The following is a 15,521-nucleotide window of genomic DNA, read 5'->3' on the forward strand; positions in this document are numbered from 1 at the left end:
TATTTCTGCGGAACCTGTTTGTCATCTCCAGTATGCAAACAAGGTAGAGCAATACGCTCCTTTGGTACTAAAACTCTGATCCGGTAATTTGGTTAAGAACCTGCAAGTTACTCAATTTGTTGGGAATACGTACATTTAAAGCGTTTCGAGAGGCATATAATGCCAATACCTGCTTAATTTTTTAAATTAACGCAGGTATTGGCTTATTTCAGGCTATTTTACGTTAATAGCCTCTATTCCTTTATTACCGGTTTTGGTTTCGAAATTTACCTGCTGACCTTCGGTAAGTCCTCGCATGGGATTCGCTAAACCAGTGCGGTGTACAAATACATCTTTTCCTTCTTCCAATTCGATAAAACCAAAGCCTTTCACTTCGTTATACCATTTTACTTTGCCTGCACTCATCCTAGAATTCTTTTCTTGGGCGTGCTTCGTTAACCACAAGCTCGCGGTTTTCAAGGGTGGCTCCATTTAATTCGCTGATTGCTTTATTGGCATCCGAAGCATTGTCGATGGTTACAAATCCAAAACCTTTGCTTTGTCCGCTGTATCTGTCTGTTATAATTTTTGAATCGCTAACAGTAGCGTACTCCTCAAAAATTTCTTTGAGGTCATTTTCATTTACCTTGAAGTCAAGGTTTCCAACATAAATATTCATATAAAAAACTATTGCTGGCATCCATCAGAACGTTTGATTCTGATTTTGCCTGATTATTACTTTGTAGCAGGTAGAAATAAGAAATTGAATAGCAGAACTATGTTTTTTTCGTATAGCCTATGAGCTACTGATCATTTTAATCAATTAGAAAAAAACACATTTATTATCGGGAATAATAATTCTATTACGATTCTAATCAAGAAGCATCAAAAGTACGTCTTTTTATTGGGAGTACAAAACCTGCCTGCGAAGGGCTGAAACTGGCTGCCAGTAACGGTTGTTGTTCTCAAAACAATTTATTTACAGTATTTTCTGAAATGAGAAAGAGGGAATAAACGTCATAAAAACCCGGAATGGACATTCGAAAAGCAGGTAAAACGACAGAGGTAATAAGGCAAAATCCGTTCATCCTTTAACCGGATCAGCAAAGCGTGTTGCTTTCAGGCAAAACAGCCTTACCTTTGCGCCATGCAAAACCAGGCTTCGATAAAACAACGCTACAACGACTTTTTGTTGAAACCCGCGAAAGTTCCTTTCTTTTACGGATGGGTGGTTCTGGTGGTGGCAACCGTGGGTATTCTGGCAAGCGCCCCCGGGCAAACGATGGGCGTTTCCACATTTACCGATTATTTGCTTGAAAGTATCGGTATCAGCCGCGATCAGCTTAGCACTGCTTATATGTTTGGAACCATTGGCAGTTCGCTTATATTGACTTATGCCGGAAAGATCTACGACCGCTACGGTGCCCGTTGGGTGGGAATGGGAACCTCTTTGTTGCTGGGAGCAGTGCTTGTTTTGCTGAGCCAGTCCGACCGAATAATCCGGCTGCTGGCTCCTGCTGCTTCGCCGGCCTATGTGGGAGTAGCCATTGCGGTACTCATTTTGTTCTTTTTTATGCTTCGTTTTGCGGGGCAGGGGGTATTGACCATGGTTTCGCGCAATATGCTTATGAAATGGTTCATCGCACGCCGGGGGCTGGTGAACGGCATTTCCTCTGTGTTTGTGGCGCTCGGGTTTTCGGTGGCACCGCTTACTTTCGATATGCTGATCCAGGGAACTTCCTGGCGAATGGCCTGGCTGTGGATGGCTTTGGCGATCGGCGTTTTCTTTACTGCCTTTGTTTTTGTCTTTTTCCGCGATAACCCCGAAGATCTGGGGATGATCCCGGATGGGGAGAAACACGGCAACCGCGAGCACAACGTAACGATAAAGCCCTTTAAACAGTTTACCTTAAAGGAAGCCCGCAATAATCTTACCTTATGGCTTTTCGCCTTACCGCTGGCTATTTATGCCCTTTACATTACCGGTTTTACCTTTCACCTGGTTTCGCTTTTTGAAGCTGCCGGAATGGGGCGCGACCAGGCACTGGCGGTTTTTATTCCGGCTTCGTTTATTTCGGTAAGCTTTGCCCTGCTGGGTGGTTGGATAAGTGACCGGATTAAACTGGTTTACCTCCTTTACCTGATGTTGTTTGCCGAACTGCTAACCTTGGTTTGCATGGCGCATATGTCTCCCGGTTTTTACTACGTGGGCTTTATTATTGGCAACGGCATTGTAAGCGGAATCTACAACGTGCTGATGGTGGTTACCTGGCCCCGTTACTATGGCCGCGAGCACCTCGGGAAGATCACCGGCTTTGTAATGTCGCTGATTGTCTTCGGAAGTGCGCTGGGGCCCATTCTGTTCAGCCTTTCCTACACCCGCCTCGGAAGCTACAGTTACGGAATTTACAGCATGGTTCTGTTTATTGTGGCACTAAGCGCAATGAGCTACAAGGCCTGTAATCCTCAGGATAAACTTGAAAATTAGCCGGCTCTTTTTGAAGTTTTTATGTCCCTCGATTTCAAATATCTGAAGTTCGTGCTTGGAAGCTCGCTACCGCTTTCCGGTAAACATTGTGTAAATTGTTTTTGTTGAATCAGTGAGACCTCGAGAGCTTGCTGCCAGGAGTTTCACTAAACAATATTCACGCGAATGAAGATAGACTTAAACCCACAGGTAGATAAATACCTGGTTGACGGATGTATGCGCTGCCAATACGGAGGGACTCCCCAATGCAAAGTAAACAGCTGGCGGGAAGAGCTGGAGACTTTGCGGCAGATCGTATTGGAGTGCGGGCTAACCGAAGAAATAAAATGGGAGGTACCGTGTTACACCCTGGACGGAAAAAATGTACTGATTGTAAGCGCTTTTAAAGAGTATGCCTCTCTTAGCTTTTTCAAAGGCGTATTGCTAAAAGATTCGCACAAAATTCTGAGTCAGCATGGCGAAAGTTCCCAGTCTGTCCGTTTGGTGAAATTTACGAGTACTGCGGATATCGTCTGGCAACAGGATATTCTGAAAGAGTACGTTCAGGAAGCCATAGAGCTGGAAGAATCCGGAGCAAAAGTGGAATTTAAGAAGAACCCCGAACCAATGCCTGCTGAGCTTCTTCAACAATTCATCGAGTATCCCGGATTTGAGAAAGCCTTTTATGCCCTCACTCCCGGGCGGCAACGGGGATACATTCTTTACTTTTCGCAACCGAAAAAGGCAGAAACCCGCCTGAGCCGTATAGAAGCCTGTAAAGACAATATTTTTAAGGGAATAGGCTTGCACGACCAATACCGAAGCAGGTAGCAGTAACCCGTTCAGTAAAATCATCCGAAGGAACCATCGTCTGCTTCATTCGCTCAAAGTCTTACGCGTAAACACGTAATTATTAGCGCCTGGCAATACTTATAAACTGTAGGTATAATAATGATTGAGTTTAAAACCGGCAAACTGCACCATGGCAGGTAGACAAAAATTTTACAGGGTGAAGGCATTTAAAATCCATAGCATCGTTCTGATAATCTTAACGCTTATCGTAACCTTACCGGCAATGGCACACCCGACCGGTAACATGATTCAGGTAGGCGAAAAAGTTCTTTGGTCGTACATCCACCCGGTAGACGATCCCAGTCATCACGCCTGCATAATGATTGCGGAGAAAGATTCGGAACCAGAGCTGTTTCTCAAATCAGAGTATCCTGCCAGCGACTATATGTTGTCTCACAAAGGGAATGAAATTTACATCATAGAAAGACGCTATTTGCAGGCCCGGCAAGAGTTTGAAACAAGGATTTTAAAATCAAAGGCAGGTGAAGAACCAACAGAAATATGGAGTTGGTTCAAAGACGAATGGCGCCTGGGAGAAGGAGGCTTTTTTATGGTTTCCGACACTCAAATTGTTTTTGGCAGTTATCCCGAAGTCTACAGTCTGACAAAGGGCGGAACGCCCACAAAGTATTTCGGGTTTAGCGATGCTGTAAAAAGGATAAGAGCCAATGAAAACAATCAAATTCTTTTGCTCGGAAATGAGGCTTGCTATTTGGTTCAGCACGACGGGACAATCGTAAAACAATGGGATGATTTAATTGACAAGGCCGTAACGGACGCACCGCTTAACCGGAACCAGGTGTTTGATGCTGACTACCACAAGGGAAGACTGCTGCTGGCTTACTGGGGACAAAGGTCGTTCGTTATGATCGGTGAATCGGGAAAACGGAACATCATTTGGCAGCAGTCTGAACCACTCACACCGCATTGGGTGTCTTTTTGGGGTGATGAACTACTGCTGTTTTCCTCTGAGCTGATATTTGACGGAAGTACACCCCGGCCGCATTTGGTGTTATTCAAAGGGCCTGGCAACAAACAAATAATTTGGAGTTTACCATGATCACGATAAGAAATTTACTGTTTATTGTTTCCGTGCTTTGGGCGCAGGCTGTTGCAGCTCAAACGGAAAACGAAACAAAGACTGATTCTTTCAATACGGTATTGTTTAAAGTTACTTCTCCCGATAACAAGCACATTTCCTACCTGTTCGGAACCCACCATGCTTTTGGAAAGCCTTTTTTTGATTCCCTGACGGTTGCCAGTGAGGCGCTTCTTTCATGCCGCTTGCTGATCAAGGAGAACCTGAATATTCCCGGTAGTTTGGCGGAAGACATTATTAACCGAAGAACAACCCCCACCAAATGGGAACGCTACCTCGAAAAGGATGAGTACAGCTACGCCCGGGCTCTTTTTGGAGGCAGCAGGCTCGACTTTGATAAAATGACTCCGGCCGAATTGTATGCCTTTTTAAGCCGGCGTTACAAGGAAAAGGTGTGTATCGCGAAAGATCCGACAGCCAATTATGGCTCGCTCGATGATTACGTTGAATCGCTTGCCCGGGAAAATCAATTGGAAGTACTCGGACTGGAAACCACCGAAGACCAGGTTTCGCTTATCAACAAAGACGTGGAAGACATGCCCCGTAAAGTGCATAGAAAGAGGCTGAGCAGAATGATTGCCCGAATGAAAGCCGGAAGCCGCGACCTTTGCCCGGAAGTTGAATGGTACCGGAAAATGGATATTGACTTCAGAATGGACCAGCCCTGCCGGAACACTTTGGTGCTAACCGATCGCAATAACAAATGGATGCAGCAAATTCAGCAGCATGTAAAAACCGAAAGTTGCTTTATCGCAGTTGGGTTGAGCCACTTAATGTTTCAATGCGGGTTGATCAGCCAGCTGAAGGATTTGGGGTACACGGTAACACCGGTCGAAGTAAAATAAAGTGCATGCCGGAACTTAGCATCCGGTCTAAATTCATTTCCCGGGCAATTTCAATCATCGTTTTTTACTAAATTAGTACGCGTTTGTAAGTATATAGGCAAGTACAAATACTTATAAACGACCAGAGCCCATTTAACAAAACAACCAGAAAAATAGAATGCTGCATATGCCCGAAATAAAGCACATATTTAAAAACCAAATACTATGAAAAGAACTAAGCTGCTAATCACTATTTCATTGATCTTCATTTGCGGCTACATTTTTGGCCAAAATCAAGAAATAGAAAATCTTGTCAAAGAAGGAATTGAATTTCATGACAAAGGAGAATATAAAAAAGCAATAGAAATCTATCAAAAAGCCTTAAAAATTGATCCGAACTCAAGTCTTGTAAATTATGAAATTGCGTTCTCTTATTTTTCTGACAAAGACTATAAGAATGCAGAATCATATAGTAAAAAAGTCATTGACCTAAACGACGGGAATATTTTAGCTGCATACATTACTTACGGAAATGCGCTTGACATGCAGGGGCAAACCAAAAAGGCAATAAAATATTACGAGAAAGCGATGAAAGATTTTGACTATTATCTTTTGTATTACAATTATGCCATTACCTGTTTTAATTCGGGTGAGACAGATAAAGCTTATGACTCAGTTTTAAAGGCAATTAATAATAATTCGTCACATGCCAGTAGCCACTTAGTTTTGAGTAAAATAATGGAAAAGAAAGGTTCAAGAATTAAGGCCATGCTTCCGTTGTATTTTTTCTTGTTGTTGGAACCAAATTCAAGCAGGTCGGCAATCGAATATCAAACTCTGAGAAATTATATTGATCATGGAGTTTCACAAACTTCAGAAAAAAACATAGACGTCGTAGTTCCAATGAACAATGACCCTGATTTTGGCGCAGCTGAAATGATGATCAGTTTATCAAAAGCATCAAATAGTTTGGAAGAAAACAAAGGAAAATCAGAGTTTGAATTATTTGCTGAAAATAATGACGGGCTTTTCAAAATTTTGGGAGAACTAAAAAAAGATAACTCAGGATTCTGGTGGGATTTTTATGTTACCTTCTTTTATGAGATAGCAAATAATGATTTAACAAAACCATATAGCTATTATATATCTTTATCGAAAGGTGAGGAGATAAATAAATGGATTGAAGATAATAAAGCCGAGTTTGAAAAATTTGAAAACTGGGCTAATAACTAAGAATAGGAGACGTGGTAAGATTACTATTGCAATCAGGTTATTTAGTGCATTGGCTTTCTATATAGTCAAGTTCACAATTTGTCCAATCTTAACACCAGTACAAAAAAGGAGATGAAATATGATAAAGGAGGATTTACAAAAGCAGATAGAGTTTATTAAGGAAATTGATAAAATAAAATACATCCGGAGAAGGACCAAATTGTTTAACAGCGACCGAAATGAAAACGATGCTGAACATAGCTGGCATTTGGCCCTGATGGCAATGGTTTTAAGCGAATATGCCGACGAGAAGATTGATTTGTGTAAAGTGATAAAAATGGTACTGATACACGATATTGTGGAAATTGATGCCGGAGACACATTTATTTACGATGAAAATAAAAATCACGAGAATACAGCGGAAGAACTAAAATCGGCCAAACGGATTTTTGGGATTTTACCCGAGAAGCAAGCTGCGGAATTCATCGAACTATGGACCGAATTTGAAGACGGGATTTCGAACGAAGCAAAGTTTGCCAGATCAATGGACAGGCTTGAACCTTTGTTGCAGAATACATCCAATAACGGAGGAACGTGGAAAGAATTCGGGGTAAAATATGAAACGGTTTATGAGAAGAAAAAAGCGATCCGAAACGGCTCCAAAGAATTATGGGAGTTCGCAGAAAACCTTCTGAGTGACAGCGTAAAAAAGGGAATACTAACGAAATAAATACTGTTTGCAACACGCAGCAGATCAAAACCTGAGAAGAGAAGTTATGCATAGCCACGTTGAAAATAAACAGGATACTAAAAGCCAAGCGGCTGCAAGTGCCGGCGCTCAAGAGCAAAATACCGGGGGATCAGCACTTCAGGTAGTGGATCATCGACCCGAAACAATTGCCCAGCGCCGACTCCGGGAGATAAGCAACAACACTCCGCAGACGACGCAGTTAAGGGCTTACCGGAAAGCTGCCAATAACAGTCCGGAAATAAAACAGTCGGCTCAAACCGCCGGTATTATTCAACGGGTGCTTATCAACATAGAAGGATATGAGGGACCGCAGTTGGACACGGAAGAAGAGGGCATGGCTACTATCAAAGCTTACCTCCGGCAATTGATCGATGATCATAATGAAGAGGGCATACTTAGACTCATTGAACAGATTGTACAAGAGGATGTAGCTAAACTCCCTGAAATTACAGCTTACAGAAGAGAGTACCAGGAGCAGTTAATGGCACCTGTGCCCCAGGCAGATGATGCAACACATTTATCGGAAGCTTTGGGAAGCCCCGTTGGCCAGCGAACAGACCATGCAATTCCGCCGTCGATCCACCGCTTTTGGTCGGGAGGCCCGCTGTCGGAATCGGCCCTGGAAACCATGTTGGAAGCATCCGGAAAAACAGAGGGTACTCCCTGGGCACACACTCTTTGGTATTCACGAAACTTTGAAGAAGGCATAAAAAAACCTTGGGCACTTTTTGGTCAGGAAGGAACAGACTACAGGGCCGATCAATCAAAAATTACGAAAAGAGATGCACAAAGAAGACAGCTGATAGAGAGCGGATATAACATTCGGGCTATCGAAGAACTGGTGGCTGAGGGGCCTTCTACATCCGGAGTAACGGCTGACGAATTAAACCTGGCTTCAGGGATGGCTGCAAACTCGGTAAATGCCGGTCGTGGCTACGACGATCTAAAATATTTCTCCGACATTGCCCGTTTGATGTACCTGCATGCCGAAGGAGGCCATCACATGGACGTGGATATCGGGTTGGGAGACATGGACATGCATCAGCAGTATTACCACAACGACGCTGGCGGTCAGGTTCCGTTGCTGGGGACTTTGGCCCGTGACATGACAATTGAGGGAGGTGGACAGGAAGTAGCTCCCCACCTTGTCCGGGCAAAAAAATACCGGGACAATCCCTATTCGGGCGGTGTGGATGAAGCGCAATACAGAGAAGCCGTAACAGCATTGGCCTCGCGGTCGAAAGCCGGGGCCGGAATGTACAATGCCCTTATTGCATCGCAGCCCGGAACCGTAAATTTACAGGCGGCAATTGATCGGATCATGCGGAGTATGCGAAAAGAAAACCCGGCAGAACGAACTTTGTCTACCGGTATGGGAGCCAATCCTGAACTGCTGGCCGGAGTCCGGGGTGGCGAAGGGTACAACGAACGGCTGGATGTTGGCGCAGCAGCGTCGGTACCTCCGTATCTGCTCCGGCTCGAACATCTGACAGAGGAAAGTCAACGGTAATGGCACGGCATGCCTCGAATTCATAAATAAAAAGCTATATAAACAATAAAGGCCGCTTATACAGGCGTTTGTTTAATCCACTACCCATAATTTTAATTGAAACAATTACTCCATGCAACCAATAAAAATCTCAACTGCCCAGTTTGAAAACAAGAGCGGCGATAAAAACTACAATCTATCGGTAATCGAAAACCTGGCGCAAAAGGCAGCGCAGGAAGGATCGGATGTTATTGCCTTTCACGAATGCTCGCTTACCGGCTATACTTTTGCCCGGAAGCTTTCGCGCAGCCAGATGCTCGACCTGGCCGAGTTGATACCCGAAGGCCCCACTATTGAACGGTTAACCCAAATTGCCCGGCAGAATAACATCGTGGTTTTGGCCGGACTGTTTGAAAAAGACAAACACGATAATCTGTACAAGGCCTATGTATGCGTAGATGCAAACGGTTTGGTAGCCAAATACCGCAAGTTACATCCGTTTATTAATCCGCATTTAACCGCCGGCGACAGCTACTGCGTATTTGAAATCAAGGGCTGGAAATGCGGCATATTGATTTGTTACGACAACAACGTCATCGAAAATGTGCGGGCCACCCGGCTTTTGGGGGCCGATGTTATTTTTATGCCACACGTAACCATGTGCACGCCATCAACCAGGCCGGGCGCCGGTTTTGTGGATCCCAAATTATGGGAGAACCGCGCACTCGACCCGACTTCGCTGCGGCTGGAGTTCGACGGAATGAAGGGGAGAAGCTGGCTGATGAAATGGCTCCCGGCACGGGCTTACGACAATGGCATTTATGCCGTATTCTCGAATCCGATTGGTATGGACGACGACCAGCTGAAAAATGGTTGTTCGATGATTATCGATCCTTTTGGCGATGTAATTGCCGAATGCCGCTCGTTCAACAACGAAATGGTGACTGCCACACTTTCGCCCGAAAAACTACGCCAGGCCGGCGGATACCGCTACATACAGGCGCGACGGCCGGAACTGTACAAGCACATTATCGGGCAAAACCATGTACCCGAGCAAAAAGTAGTGTGGCTAAACCCGGAAAACACATAAAACAGCGCCGGACGAATTCAATCTGAAACAAAACGATTCAACCAAACAAATAAGAAATGTTGGGCAGAAGTTTTTGCCATGATTCAAAACGCTCAAAATGCAAATAAGAAAATACAACAAGATTACCGACGAAGCGAAGCTGATGCAAATGATCTGCGACGAAGAAGGCTGGGATTATGCCGATAAAAGCATGGCCGAAAAATACAAGGCAGCCCTGGAGTCTTCCGTTACCTATGTGGCCTGCGAGGGCGGTACTTTATGCGGATATTCACGCTCTTTAAACGATTGCGGATTTTACATATATGTCTGCGATTTGCTGGTAAAGCCGGCCTTCAGAGGAAAAGAGATCGGAAAGAAGCTGGTGGAATGCTTGCAGGCTGATTACCCCGGCCAAACGGTTTATGTAATGTCGGATGTGGATGCTTACTATCAAAAGGTGGAGTATCCACGCATCGGGTCCATTTTCGAAGTTCCCGCATGAAGTAAGGTACATCCCCGGTATTTATACACAAATCAAACACCAACAAGCTGGGTTAGGCCCGCTTGCCCGGCCGGCGGTAGAGGTAGTAGGAGGAAACCAGTTCCAGCGCCCGTTTGATGGCTTTGTTAATGTGCAGTTGTTCGTTGGCCAGCACAAAATCGATGGCGGCCAGTTGCATGTAATACGCCGAAAACACCGGGGCCTTTTCAAGTATTTTGGGTGTTAGCCGGCCAAAAGCAGGTGTTTCTTTCAGCGTTTTACAGGTTACCATGCGGTAGTGGCCCTGCTTGTCGGGGACCGACGAAAAGCCAAACAAACGGCAAATGAGGCCGCGGTAAGCGTAGTTGCTGCACGAACCGGGAGTTTCGCCCAGTGCCGAAAACAAAACGCACATATCGTTGTCGGGAATTTGCTCCAGCCGCTCGTAAAAACTTTCGGCCAGGCCGGTTTTGACCAGGTGGTAAGCCAGCGGAAAAAACTCGAGCGGACTGGCGTGTATGTCTTTTTTTACACAACACCGGTTACACCCCGCGGCGCACGTAAGGCCGCTTGTTTTGCCAAATCTATCCGCATGCATTGCAGCACGGTTCAAGACTTTCTGCACACGTTGAATTTTATGGTACATCGTATTCAATGCACAAAATAAGTTGGTTCGAACTAGGTAATTGGAATGGCCTCCGGATGCGATTCATCCGGAAGGTTCGCAAATCTAAAAAAATCCCGCATTCGCGATTCTGCTGCCCACCAAATTATTTTCATCTTCAGTAAAGTAGCGATCCCGAAGCAAGTTACCGAATGTCCCGAAGGGACGTAACGTGAGTATCTGTCAGCTGACGGAGAACCGCACGGTAAAAGCAGAGTCCGTACTTCAGCCCTGAAAGGGGTGAATAAGTAAGCACTTCGTTCAACCCCTTCGGGGCTGGGAGCAGAGCTGTCGAAGTACCCCCGGTGATACCGGAGCTTATTCACATTAAGTCCTTTCAGGACTTTGCAAAAACGCCTCCGTTCAGCGCTGCGCCTTGGATACACATTCTTCCGAAAATCGACAAAACATCTAATTAGCTGATTAAAAGAAGTGCAAAGGCCGCAGAGTGCTCGCTATCTGCTTTTGCGTTCTTTGCATAAACCTTGGCGTACTTTGCGTGAAATCCTCTTTTTGAACAGCATTCGTTCTGTCAGCTGACGGAAGGCTTAAAGTCCTCTATAGGAGTTTAGGGGTATTTCAGCCAATCGCTGCCAAAAAAACATCCCGATACAGCCGCTTGTATCATTTCATTCAATAAATTAGATTTTTATTTTGAAAGATGGAAAAACAAGCACCGCAGCATTGGCTGACCATTGCCAAGAAGATAAATTCGATCGCCCAAACGGGCCTGGCTTTTACCAAAGATAAGTTCGACCGCGAACGCTACACCGAGCTGCTGGATTTAAGCATCGAGATTTTGAACAACATCACGGATATCGATACCGGGAAGCTCAACTTTGTGTTTAACCGCGACATCGGGTACCAAACCCCCAAAGTGGGCATACGCGCGGTGGTGTTCGAAAACGAAAAGATACTGCTGGTAAAAGAAAAGATGGACGGCAAATGGAGCCTGCCCGGCGGTTATGCCGACACCGGAATGCTGCCCAGCGAAATTGCCGTAAACGAAGTAAAGGAAGAATCGGGCTACGATGTAAAACCGCTTCGGATACTGGGCCTGATCGATTACAACAAACACCAGGAAAGGCCGTTTCCGTTTGATGTGTACCAGTTGTTTATGGAATGCGAGATAATTGGGGGCCAGCCGCAAAGCGGCATCGAAACCAGCGATGTGGGCTTTTTCGATATCACCGATTTGCCCGAGCTGTCGGAGCGCCGCGTTACCAGACAACAGATCCTGAAAATGCACGAATTGTATCAAAACAAGCACCTGGCGCCTATTTTTGATTAAGATGCGCAGGTTCACGCAAAGATTTAAAAGAAGCGCAAAGGCCGCAGAATGTTCGCTATCTGTTTTTGCGTTCTTTGCATAAACCTTGGCGTACTTTGCGTGAAATCTTCTTTTTGAACAGCATTCGTTCTGACAGCTGACGGAGAAACGGGGGTTATTCACATTAAGCCCTTTTCAGGACTTTTGAAAAACGCCTCCGTTCGGCGCTGCGCCTTGGATGCACATTCTTCCGAAAATCGATAAAAATACCTAACTAACTGATTATAAGAAGCCGCCGCAGTTGAGAGTAATGAAATCCTGACCCTTTGCAAACATTTCTCTGCTGAGAGTAGCATCCTCCTGACCTTTTGCAAATGCATTTCTTGCGAGAGTAGCATCCTCCTGACCTTTTGCAAATATATTTCTTGCAAGAGTAGCATCCTCCTGACCCTTTGCAGAAGCATTTCTGGCAAGAGTAGCATCATCCTGACCTTATGCAGATGCATTTCTTGCGAGAGTAGCATCATCCTGACCCTTTGCAGATGCATTTCTTGCGAGAGTAGCATCATCCTGAGCTTTTGCAGAAGCATTTCTGACGAGAGTTGCATCCTCCTGACCCTTTGCAGAAGCATTTCTGACGAGAGTTGCATCCTCCTGACCCTTTGCAGAAGCATTTCTTACAAGAGTTGCATCCTCCTGACCTTTTGCAAATGCATTTCTTGCGAGAGTAGCATCATCCTGACCTTTTGCAGAAGCATTTCTGGCGAGAGTAGCATCCTCCTGACCTTTTGCAAATGCATTTCTTACAAGAGTTGTATCCTCCTGACCTTTTGCAAATGCATTTCTTGCGAGAGTAGCATCATCCTGACCTTTTGCAAATGCATTTCTTGCGAGAGTAGCATCATCCTGAGCTTTTGCAGAAGCATTTCTTACGAGAGTTGCATCCTCCTGACCCTTTGCAGAAGCATTTCTGACAAGAGTTGCATCCTCCTGACCTTATGCAAATGCATTTCTTGCGAGAGTAGCATCATCCTGAGCTTTTGCAAACTTTCCGCAGCCGCGAGTCCTTACATCCGGCTATTATACAGCTGGTTGTCAGCACCGAACAAACAAAAATAATTGTTGTATAACATAAAAATCAAAATTGACATTCTTCCCGGAATGGTTTAATTTTAATAAGCAAAACAAAAATAGACCGTCAATGAACACACATTCATCATCGAAATTTTCAAGAAGATACCCCAATATTTTCCAATATTAATCCTTAAAACTTGTCTTATGAACCTTGTTAATCCGATTACATTAGTTTATTTGCGCAACAGCGAATATTTTGAACTGATCACCGATCTGAAAACCGGAATGGCGGGCATACTTCCTTCCACGCCGGTAAGCGACGACCTGATTACGCGCTTTAATGCCGTTTACGACGAACTGGATACGGCTACCCGCATCGACCGCGGGACTGTGTTAACCGAAAAAGTACAGGCGGCCGACGAAAGCCGCGGAACCACCTGGAAAGCCATGGACCTGATGGTGGAAGCCCACCTGAACAGCCCCGTGCCCGAAGAAGTGGAAAGCGCCAAAATCATCCGCCGCGTTTTTGATGTGTACGGCGATTTCAGAAAACGCTCGTACGACAGCGAATCGAGCGAGGCGCGCAACCTGATCCAGGACCTCGAGAAAAACAAAAACAGCGAACATGTTACCCGCATCAGGCTCGATGCCTGGCTGCCGCTGTACAAAACCCAGCAAGACGAATTTAAAGCCCTGCAAAACGAGCGCGACACCGAAGCCAGTTATAAAGCCAGCGGCGACGTAAGGGCCGTGCGCCTGAAAATGGACCCGCTTTACCGCGAGGTGGTCAACCTGGTGAATTCGTACATCAGCATTGGGCTGGCCACCCCCGAAATGGAAAATTTTGTGGTGGTAATGAACCAGAGAATAAAACGATACAACGATAGCTTGGCCATCCGCCAGGGGAAAAACACGGGAGGCGATGACAGTGACACTCCGGAAGAGTGACCCATTGTTATCGAACAAAATGGCATCCGACGGGGTGCCATTTTTTTGTTAAATTAGTGGGCGATGAGAAGGGGCGGGCTGGTGTAGGTTTGTGAGCTGTGGCCGTACTGTAAATAACCGAGAGGTGCGTGGGCTGGTTAATAAGATGTTTGAAATAAGAGATGAAGTACATTTTATACTTTTCAATATTCGTTTTTACATTAAGCTTAAAGCAAAAGTTGTTTGCTCAAGATATTGAATTTCAAAAAAAGTCTTTGGAATGTGACTTTGAGAATGTTATTCATTTCTCCATTGATGAGTCAATAATTGCCGACTTCAACGGTGACGGAATAAATGATACAGCAGTTTTTAGAAAAGAAAATAAAACCTCAGGAATAATCATAAAACATGGACAAACGGAAGAAACTGTCAGTTTGGGATTTGGAAAAGACTTTGCACATTTAACCGATTTTAACTGGGTCGACTTTTGGGGACTTGTTAAAGACTCGACAACCTATGAAATGGTTTTTAATGAAACTGATATTCTGGGAGACACAATTATTAGCCTTAAAAATCCATCAATCGTTGTTAGAAAGGAAGAAGCAGGAGGTGGAGTAATTACTTTAAAAAATGGAATTTATATTTGGATACACCAATCGGATTGAAACCCTGCTGGCGCAGGTTTGCAACCTGTGGCGGTACACACAAAGCACGAATTACAAACAATAAACTACAATAGAAGCACGATATGAAAAAAGTACTGTTGTTACTGGCCGATGGATTTGAGGTTTTTGAAGCAAGCGTTTTTATCGATGTAATGGGGTGGAACCTCGAAGAAGGAGACCAAAGCACCCAACTGTTTACCTGTGCGCTGCAAAAAGAAATCAAAAGCTCGTTTAACCAACGGTTTATTGTCGATTATGAGGTTGGTGAGATCGATGTGCGCGATTTCGATGCCCTGACCATACCCGGCGGGTTCGAGGTATACGGCTTTTACAAGGATGCCTACCACGAAAAATTTCTGGAGCTGATCCGGAGTTTCAGGGCGCATAATAAAATCATTGCCACCATTTGCGTGGGGGCTTTACCATTGGGGAAAAGCGGCGTCCTTCAGGGGAAAACAGCTACGGTTTACAACAGTGCCGTCCGGCGCGAAGCGTTGCGCAGCTTTGGGGTGCAGGTGTTGGATCAGCCCATCGTACTCGACGATAATATGATCACTTCGTGGAACCCGTCGACCGCGATCGATGTGGCCTTGCTGTTGCTGGAGCTACTCACAAGCAGCGAAAATGCCGGCAAAGTCCGCGGCTTGATGGGCTTTTAGGGTTTGCAAGCTTTGCCGATACCAGAGACGCTGTTACTT

General features: G+C 45.1%; 16 protein-coding genes. 13 read left to right on the forward strand and 3 right to left on the reverse strand.

What is annotated here, in order from left to right; translation table 11 throughout:
• Positions 1-213: 213 nt before the first annotated feature.
• Together D1614_RS14055 and rbp are read right to left on the reverse strand one after the other, a co-directional pair.
• A complete protein-coding gene (locus D1614_RS14055; protein WP_119438583.1) occupies positions 214-405 on the reverse strand; it encodes a cold-shock protein in 192 nt (63 codons plus the stop codon).
• A 1-nt stretch (position 406) separates the two neighbouring features.
• Entirely contained in the window at positions 407-679 is a 273-nt protein-coding gene (gene rbp / locus D1614_RS14060) for an RNA-binding regulator (RefSeq protein ID WP_206610024.1), read from the reverse strand.
• A gap of 447 nt (positions 680-1,126) precedes the next feature.
• On the opposite strand from rbp, the gene D1614_RS14065 reads away from it, so the two are divergent.
• The 9 genes from D1614_RS14065 (at position 1,127) to D1614_RS14105 (ending at position 10,244) form a co-directional block, all read left to right on the forward strand.
• Entirely contained in the window at positions 1,127-2,467 is a 1,341-nt protein-coding gene (locus tag D1614_RS14065) for an MFS transporter (protein WP_119438585.1), read from the forward strand.
• A 165-nt stretch (positions 2,468-2,632) separates the two neighbouring features.
• Positions 2,633-3,277 carry a YdeI/OmpD-associated family protein gene (locus D1614_RS14070; protein ID WP_119438586.1) on the forward strand — a complete coding sequence of 215 codons (645 nt, stop codon included), beginning with the start codon at positions 2,633-2,635 and terminating at the stop codon, positions 3,275-3,277.
• A gap of 178 nt (positions 3,278-3,455) precedes the next feature.
• Positions 3,456-4,358 carry a hypothetical protein gene (locus D1614_RS14075; protein WP_206610025.1) on the forward strand — a complete coding sequence of 301 codons (903 nt, stop codon included), beginning with the start codon at positions 3,456-3,458 and terminating at the stop codon, positions 4,356-4,358.
• Positions 4,355-5,242, forward strand: a complete 888-nt coding sequence (locus D1614_RS14080; protein WP_119438588.1) for a TraB/GumN family protein — start codon at positions 4,355-4,357, stop codon at positions 5,240-5,242. Before D1614_RS14075 ends, D1614_RS14080 begins: the two co-directional genes overlap by 4 nt.
• Positions 5,243-5,446: 204 nt before the next feature.
• Positions 5,447-6,454 carry a tetratricopeptide repeat protein gene (locus tag D1614_RS14085; protein ID WP_119438589.1) on the forward strand — a complete coding sequence of 336 codons (1,008 nt, stop codon included), beginning with the start codon at positions 5,447-5,449 and terminating at the stop codon, positions 6,452-6,454.
• A gap of 118 nt (positions 6,455-6,572) precedes the next feature.
• Positions 6,573-7,163, forward strand: a complete 591-nt coding sequence (locus D1614_RS14090) for an HD domain-containing protein (protein WP_119438590.1) — start codon at positions 6,573-6,575, stop codon at positions 7,161-7,163.
• Positions 7,164-7,170: 7 nt separating this feature from the next.
• Positions 7,171-8,694, forward strand: coding sequence for a hypothetical protein (locus D1614_RS14095; RefSeq protein WP_147384226.1), 1,524 nt, complete (start codon positions 7,171-7,173; stop codon positions 8,692-8,694).
• Between the two features lie 112 nt (positions 8,695-8,806).
• A complete protein-coding gene (locus tag D1614_RS14100; RefSeq protein WP_119438592.1) occupies positions 8,807-9,763 on the forward strand; it encodes a nitrilase family protein in 957 nt (318 codons plus the stop codon).
• Between the two features lie 97 nt (positions 9,764-9,860).
• Positions 9,861-10,244, forward strand: coding sequence for a GNAT family N-acetyltransferase (locus tag D1614_RS14105; protein ID WP_119438593.1), 384 nt, complete (start codon positions 9,861-9,863; stop codon positions 10,242-10,244).
• Positions 10,245-10,296: 52 nt separating this feature from the next.
• Here D1614_RS14105 and D1614_RS14110 read toward each other — a convergent pair whose 3' ends face one another.
• Positions 10,297-10,821 carry a YkgJ family cysteine cluster protein gene (locus D1614_RS14110; protein ID WP_194086709.1) on the reverse strand — a complete coding sequence of 175 codons (525 nt, stop codon included), beginning with the start codon at positions 10,819-10,821 and terminating at the stop codon, positions 10,297-10,299.
• A 727-nt stretch (positions 10,822-11,548) separates the two neighbouring features.
• On the opposite strand from D1614_RS14110, the gene D1614_RS14115 reads away from it, so the two are divergent.
• The 4 genes from D1614_RS14115 (at position 11,549) to D1614_RS14135 (ending at position 15,482) form a co-directional block, all read left to right on the forward strand.
• On the forward strand, positions 11,549-12,178 hold the full coding sequence (locus tag D1614_RS14115) for an NUDIX hydrolase (protein ID WP_119438595.1): 630 nt from the start codon (positions 11,549-11,551) through the stop codon (positions 12,176-12,178).
• A gap of 1,257 nt (positions 12,179-13,435) precedes the next feature.
• On the forward strand, positions 13,436-14,179 hold the full coding sequence (locus D1614_RS14125) for a DUF6261 family protein (RefSeq protein WP_119438597.1): 744 nt from the start codon (positions 13,436-13,438) through the stop codon (positions 14,177-14,179).
• Positions 14,180-14,340: 161 nt separating this feature from the next.
• Complete coding sequence (locus tag D1614_RS14130; protein WP_119438598.1) at positions 14,341-14,823, forward strand: hypothetical protein; 483 nt, start codon at positions 14,341-14,343, stop codon at positions 14,821-14,823.
• An 83-nt stretch (positions 14,824-14,906) separates the two neighbouring features.
• A complete protein-coding gene (locus tag D1614_RS14135) occupies positions 14,907-15,482 on the forward strand; it encodes a DJ-1/PfpI family protein (RefSeq protein WP_119438599.1) in 576 nt (191 codons plus the stop codon).
• Positions 15,483-15,521 lie beyond the last annotated feature (39 nt).

The organism is Maribellus luteus (assembly GCF_003576475.1).
Classification (GTDB): domain Bacteria; phylum Bacteroidota; class Bacteroidia; order Bacteroidales; family Prolixibacteraceae; genus Draconibacterium; species Draconibacterium luteum.

What these genes read in the sequence shown, in the direction of transcription:
- D1614_RS14055 (WP_119438583.1), bottom strand. Translation starts at nt 405, where the DNA reads ATGAGTGCAGGCAAAGTAAAATGGTATAACGAAGTGAAAGGCTTTGGT.
- rbp (WP_206610024.1), bottom strand. Translation starts at nt 679, where the DNA reads ATGCCAGCAATAGTTTTTTATATGAATATTTATGTTGGAAACCTTGAC.
- D1614_RS14065 (WP_119438585.1), top strand. Translation starts at nt 1,127, where the DNA reads ATGCAAAACCAGGCTTCGATAAAACAACGCTACAACGACTTTTTGTTG.
- D1614_RS14070 (WP_119438586.1), top strand. Translation starts at nt 2,633, where the DNA reads ATGAAGATAGACTTAAACCCACAGGTAGATAAATACCTGGTTGACGGA.
- D1614_RS14080 (WP_119438588.1), top strand. Translation starts at nt 4,355, where the DNA reads ATGATCACGATAAGAAATTTACTGTTTATTGTTTCCGTGCTTTGGGCG.
- D1614_RS14085 (WP_119438589.1), top strand. Translation starts at nt 5,447, where the DNA reads ATGAAAAGAACTAAGCTGCTAATCACTATTTCATTGATCTTCATTTGC.
- D1614_RS14090 (WP_119438590.1), top strand. Translation starts at nt 6,573, where the DNA reads ATGATAAAGGAGGATTTACAAAAGCAGATAGAGTTTATTAAGGAAATT.
- D1614_RS14100 (WP_119438592.1), top strand. Translation starts at nt 8,807, where the DNA reads ATGCAACCAATAAAAATCTCAACTGCCCAGTTTGAAAACAAGAGCGGC.
- D1614_RS14105 (WP_119438593.1), top strand. Translation starts at nt 9,861, where the DNA reads ATGCAAATAAGAAAATACAACAAGATTACCGACGAAGCGAAGCTGATG.
- D1614_RS14110 (WP_194086709.1), bottom strand. Translation starts at nt 10,821, where the DNA reads ATGCATGCGGATAGATTTGGCAAAACAAGCGGCCTTACGTGCGCCGCG.
- D1614_RS14115 (WP_119438595.1), top strand. Translation starts at nt 11,549, where the DNA reads ATGGAAAAACAAGCACCGCAGCATTGGCTGACCATTGCCAAGAAGATA.
- D1614_RS14125 (WP_119438597.1), top strand. Translation starts at nt 13,436, where the DNA reads ATGAACCTTGTTAATCCGATTACATTAGTTTATTTGCGCAACAGCGAA.
- D1614_RS14130 (WP_119438598.1), top strand. Translation starts at nt 14,341, where the DNA reads ATGAAGTACATTTTATACTTTTCAATATTCGTTTTTACATTAAGCTTA.
- D1614_RS14135 (WP_119438599.1), top strand. Translation starts at nt 14,907, where the DNA reads ATGAAAAAAGTACTGTTGTTACTGGCCGATGGATTTGAGGTTTTTGAA.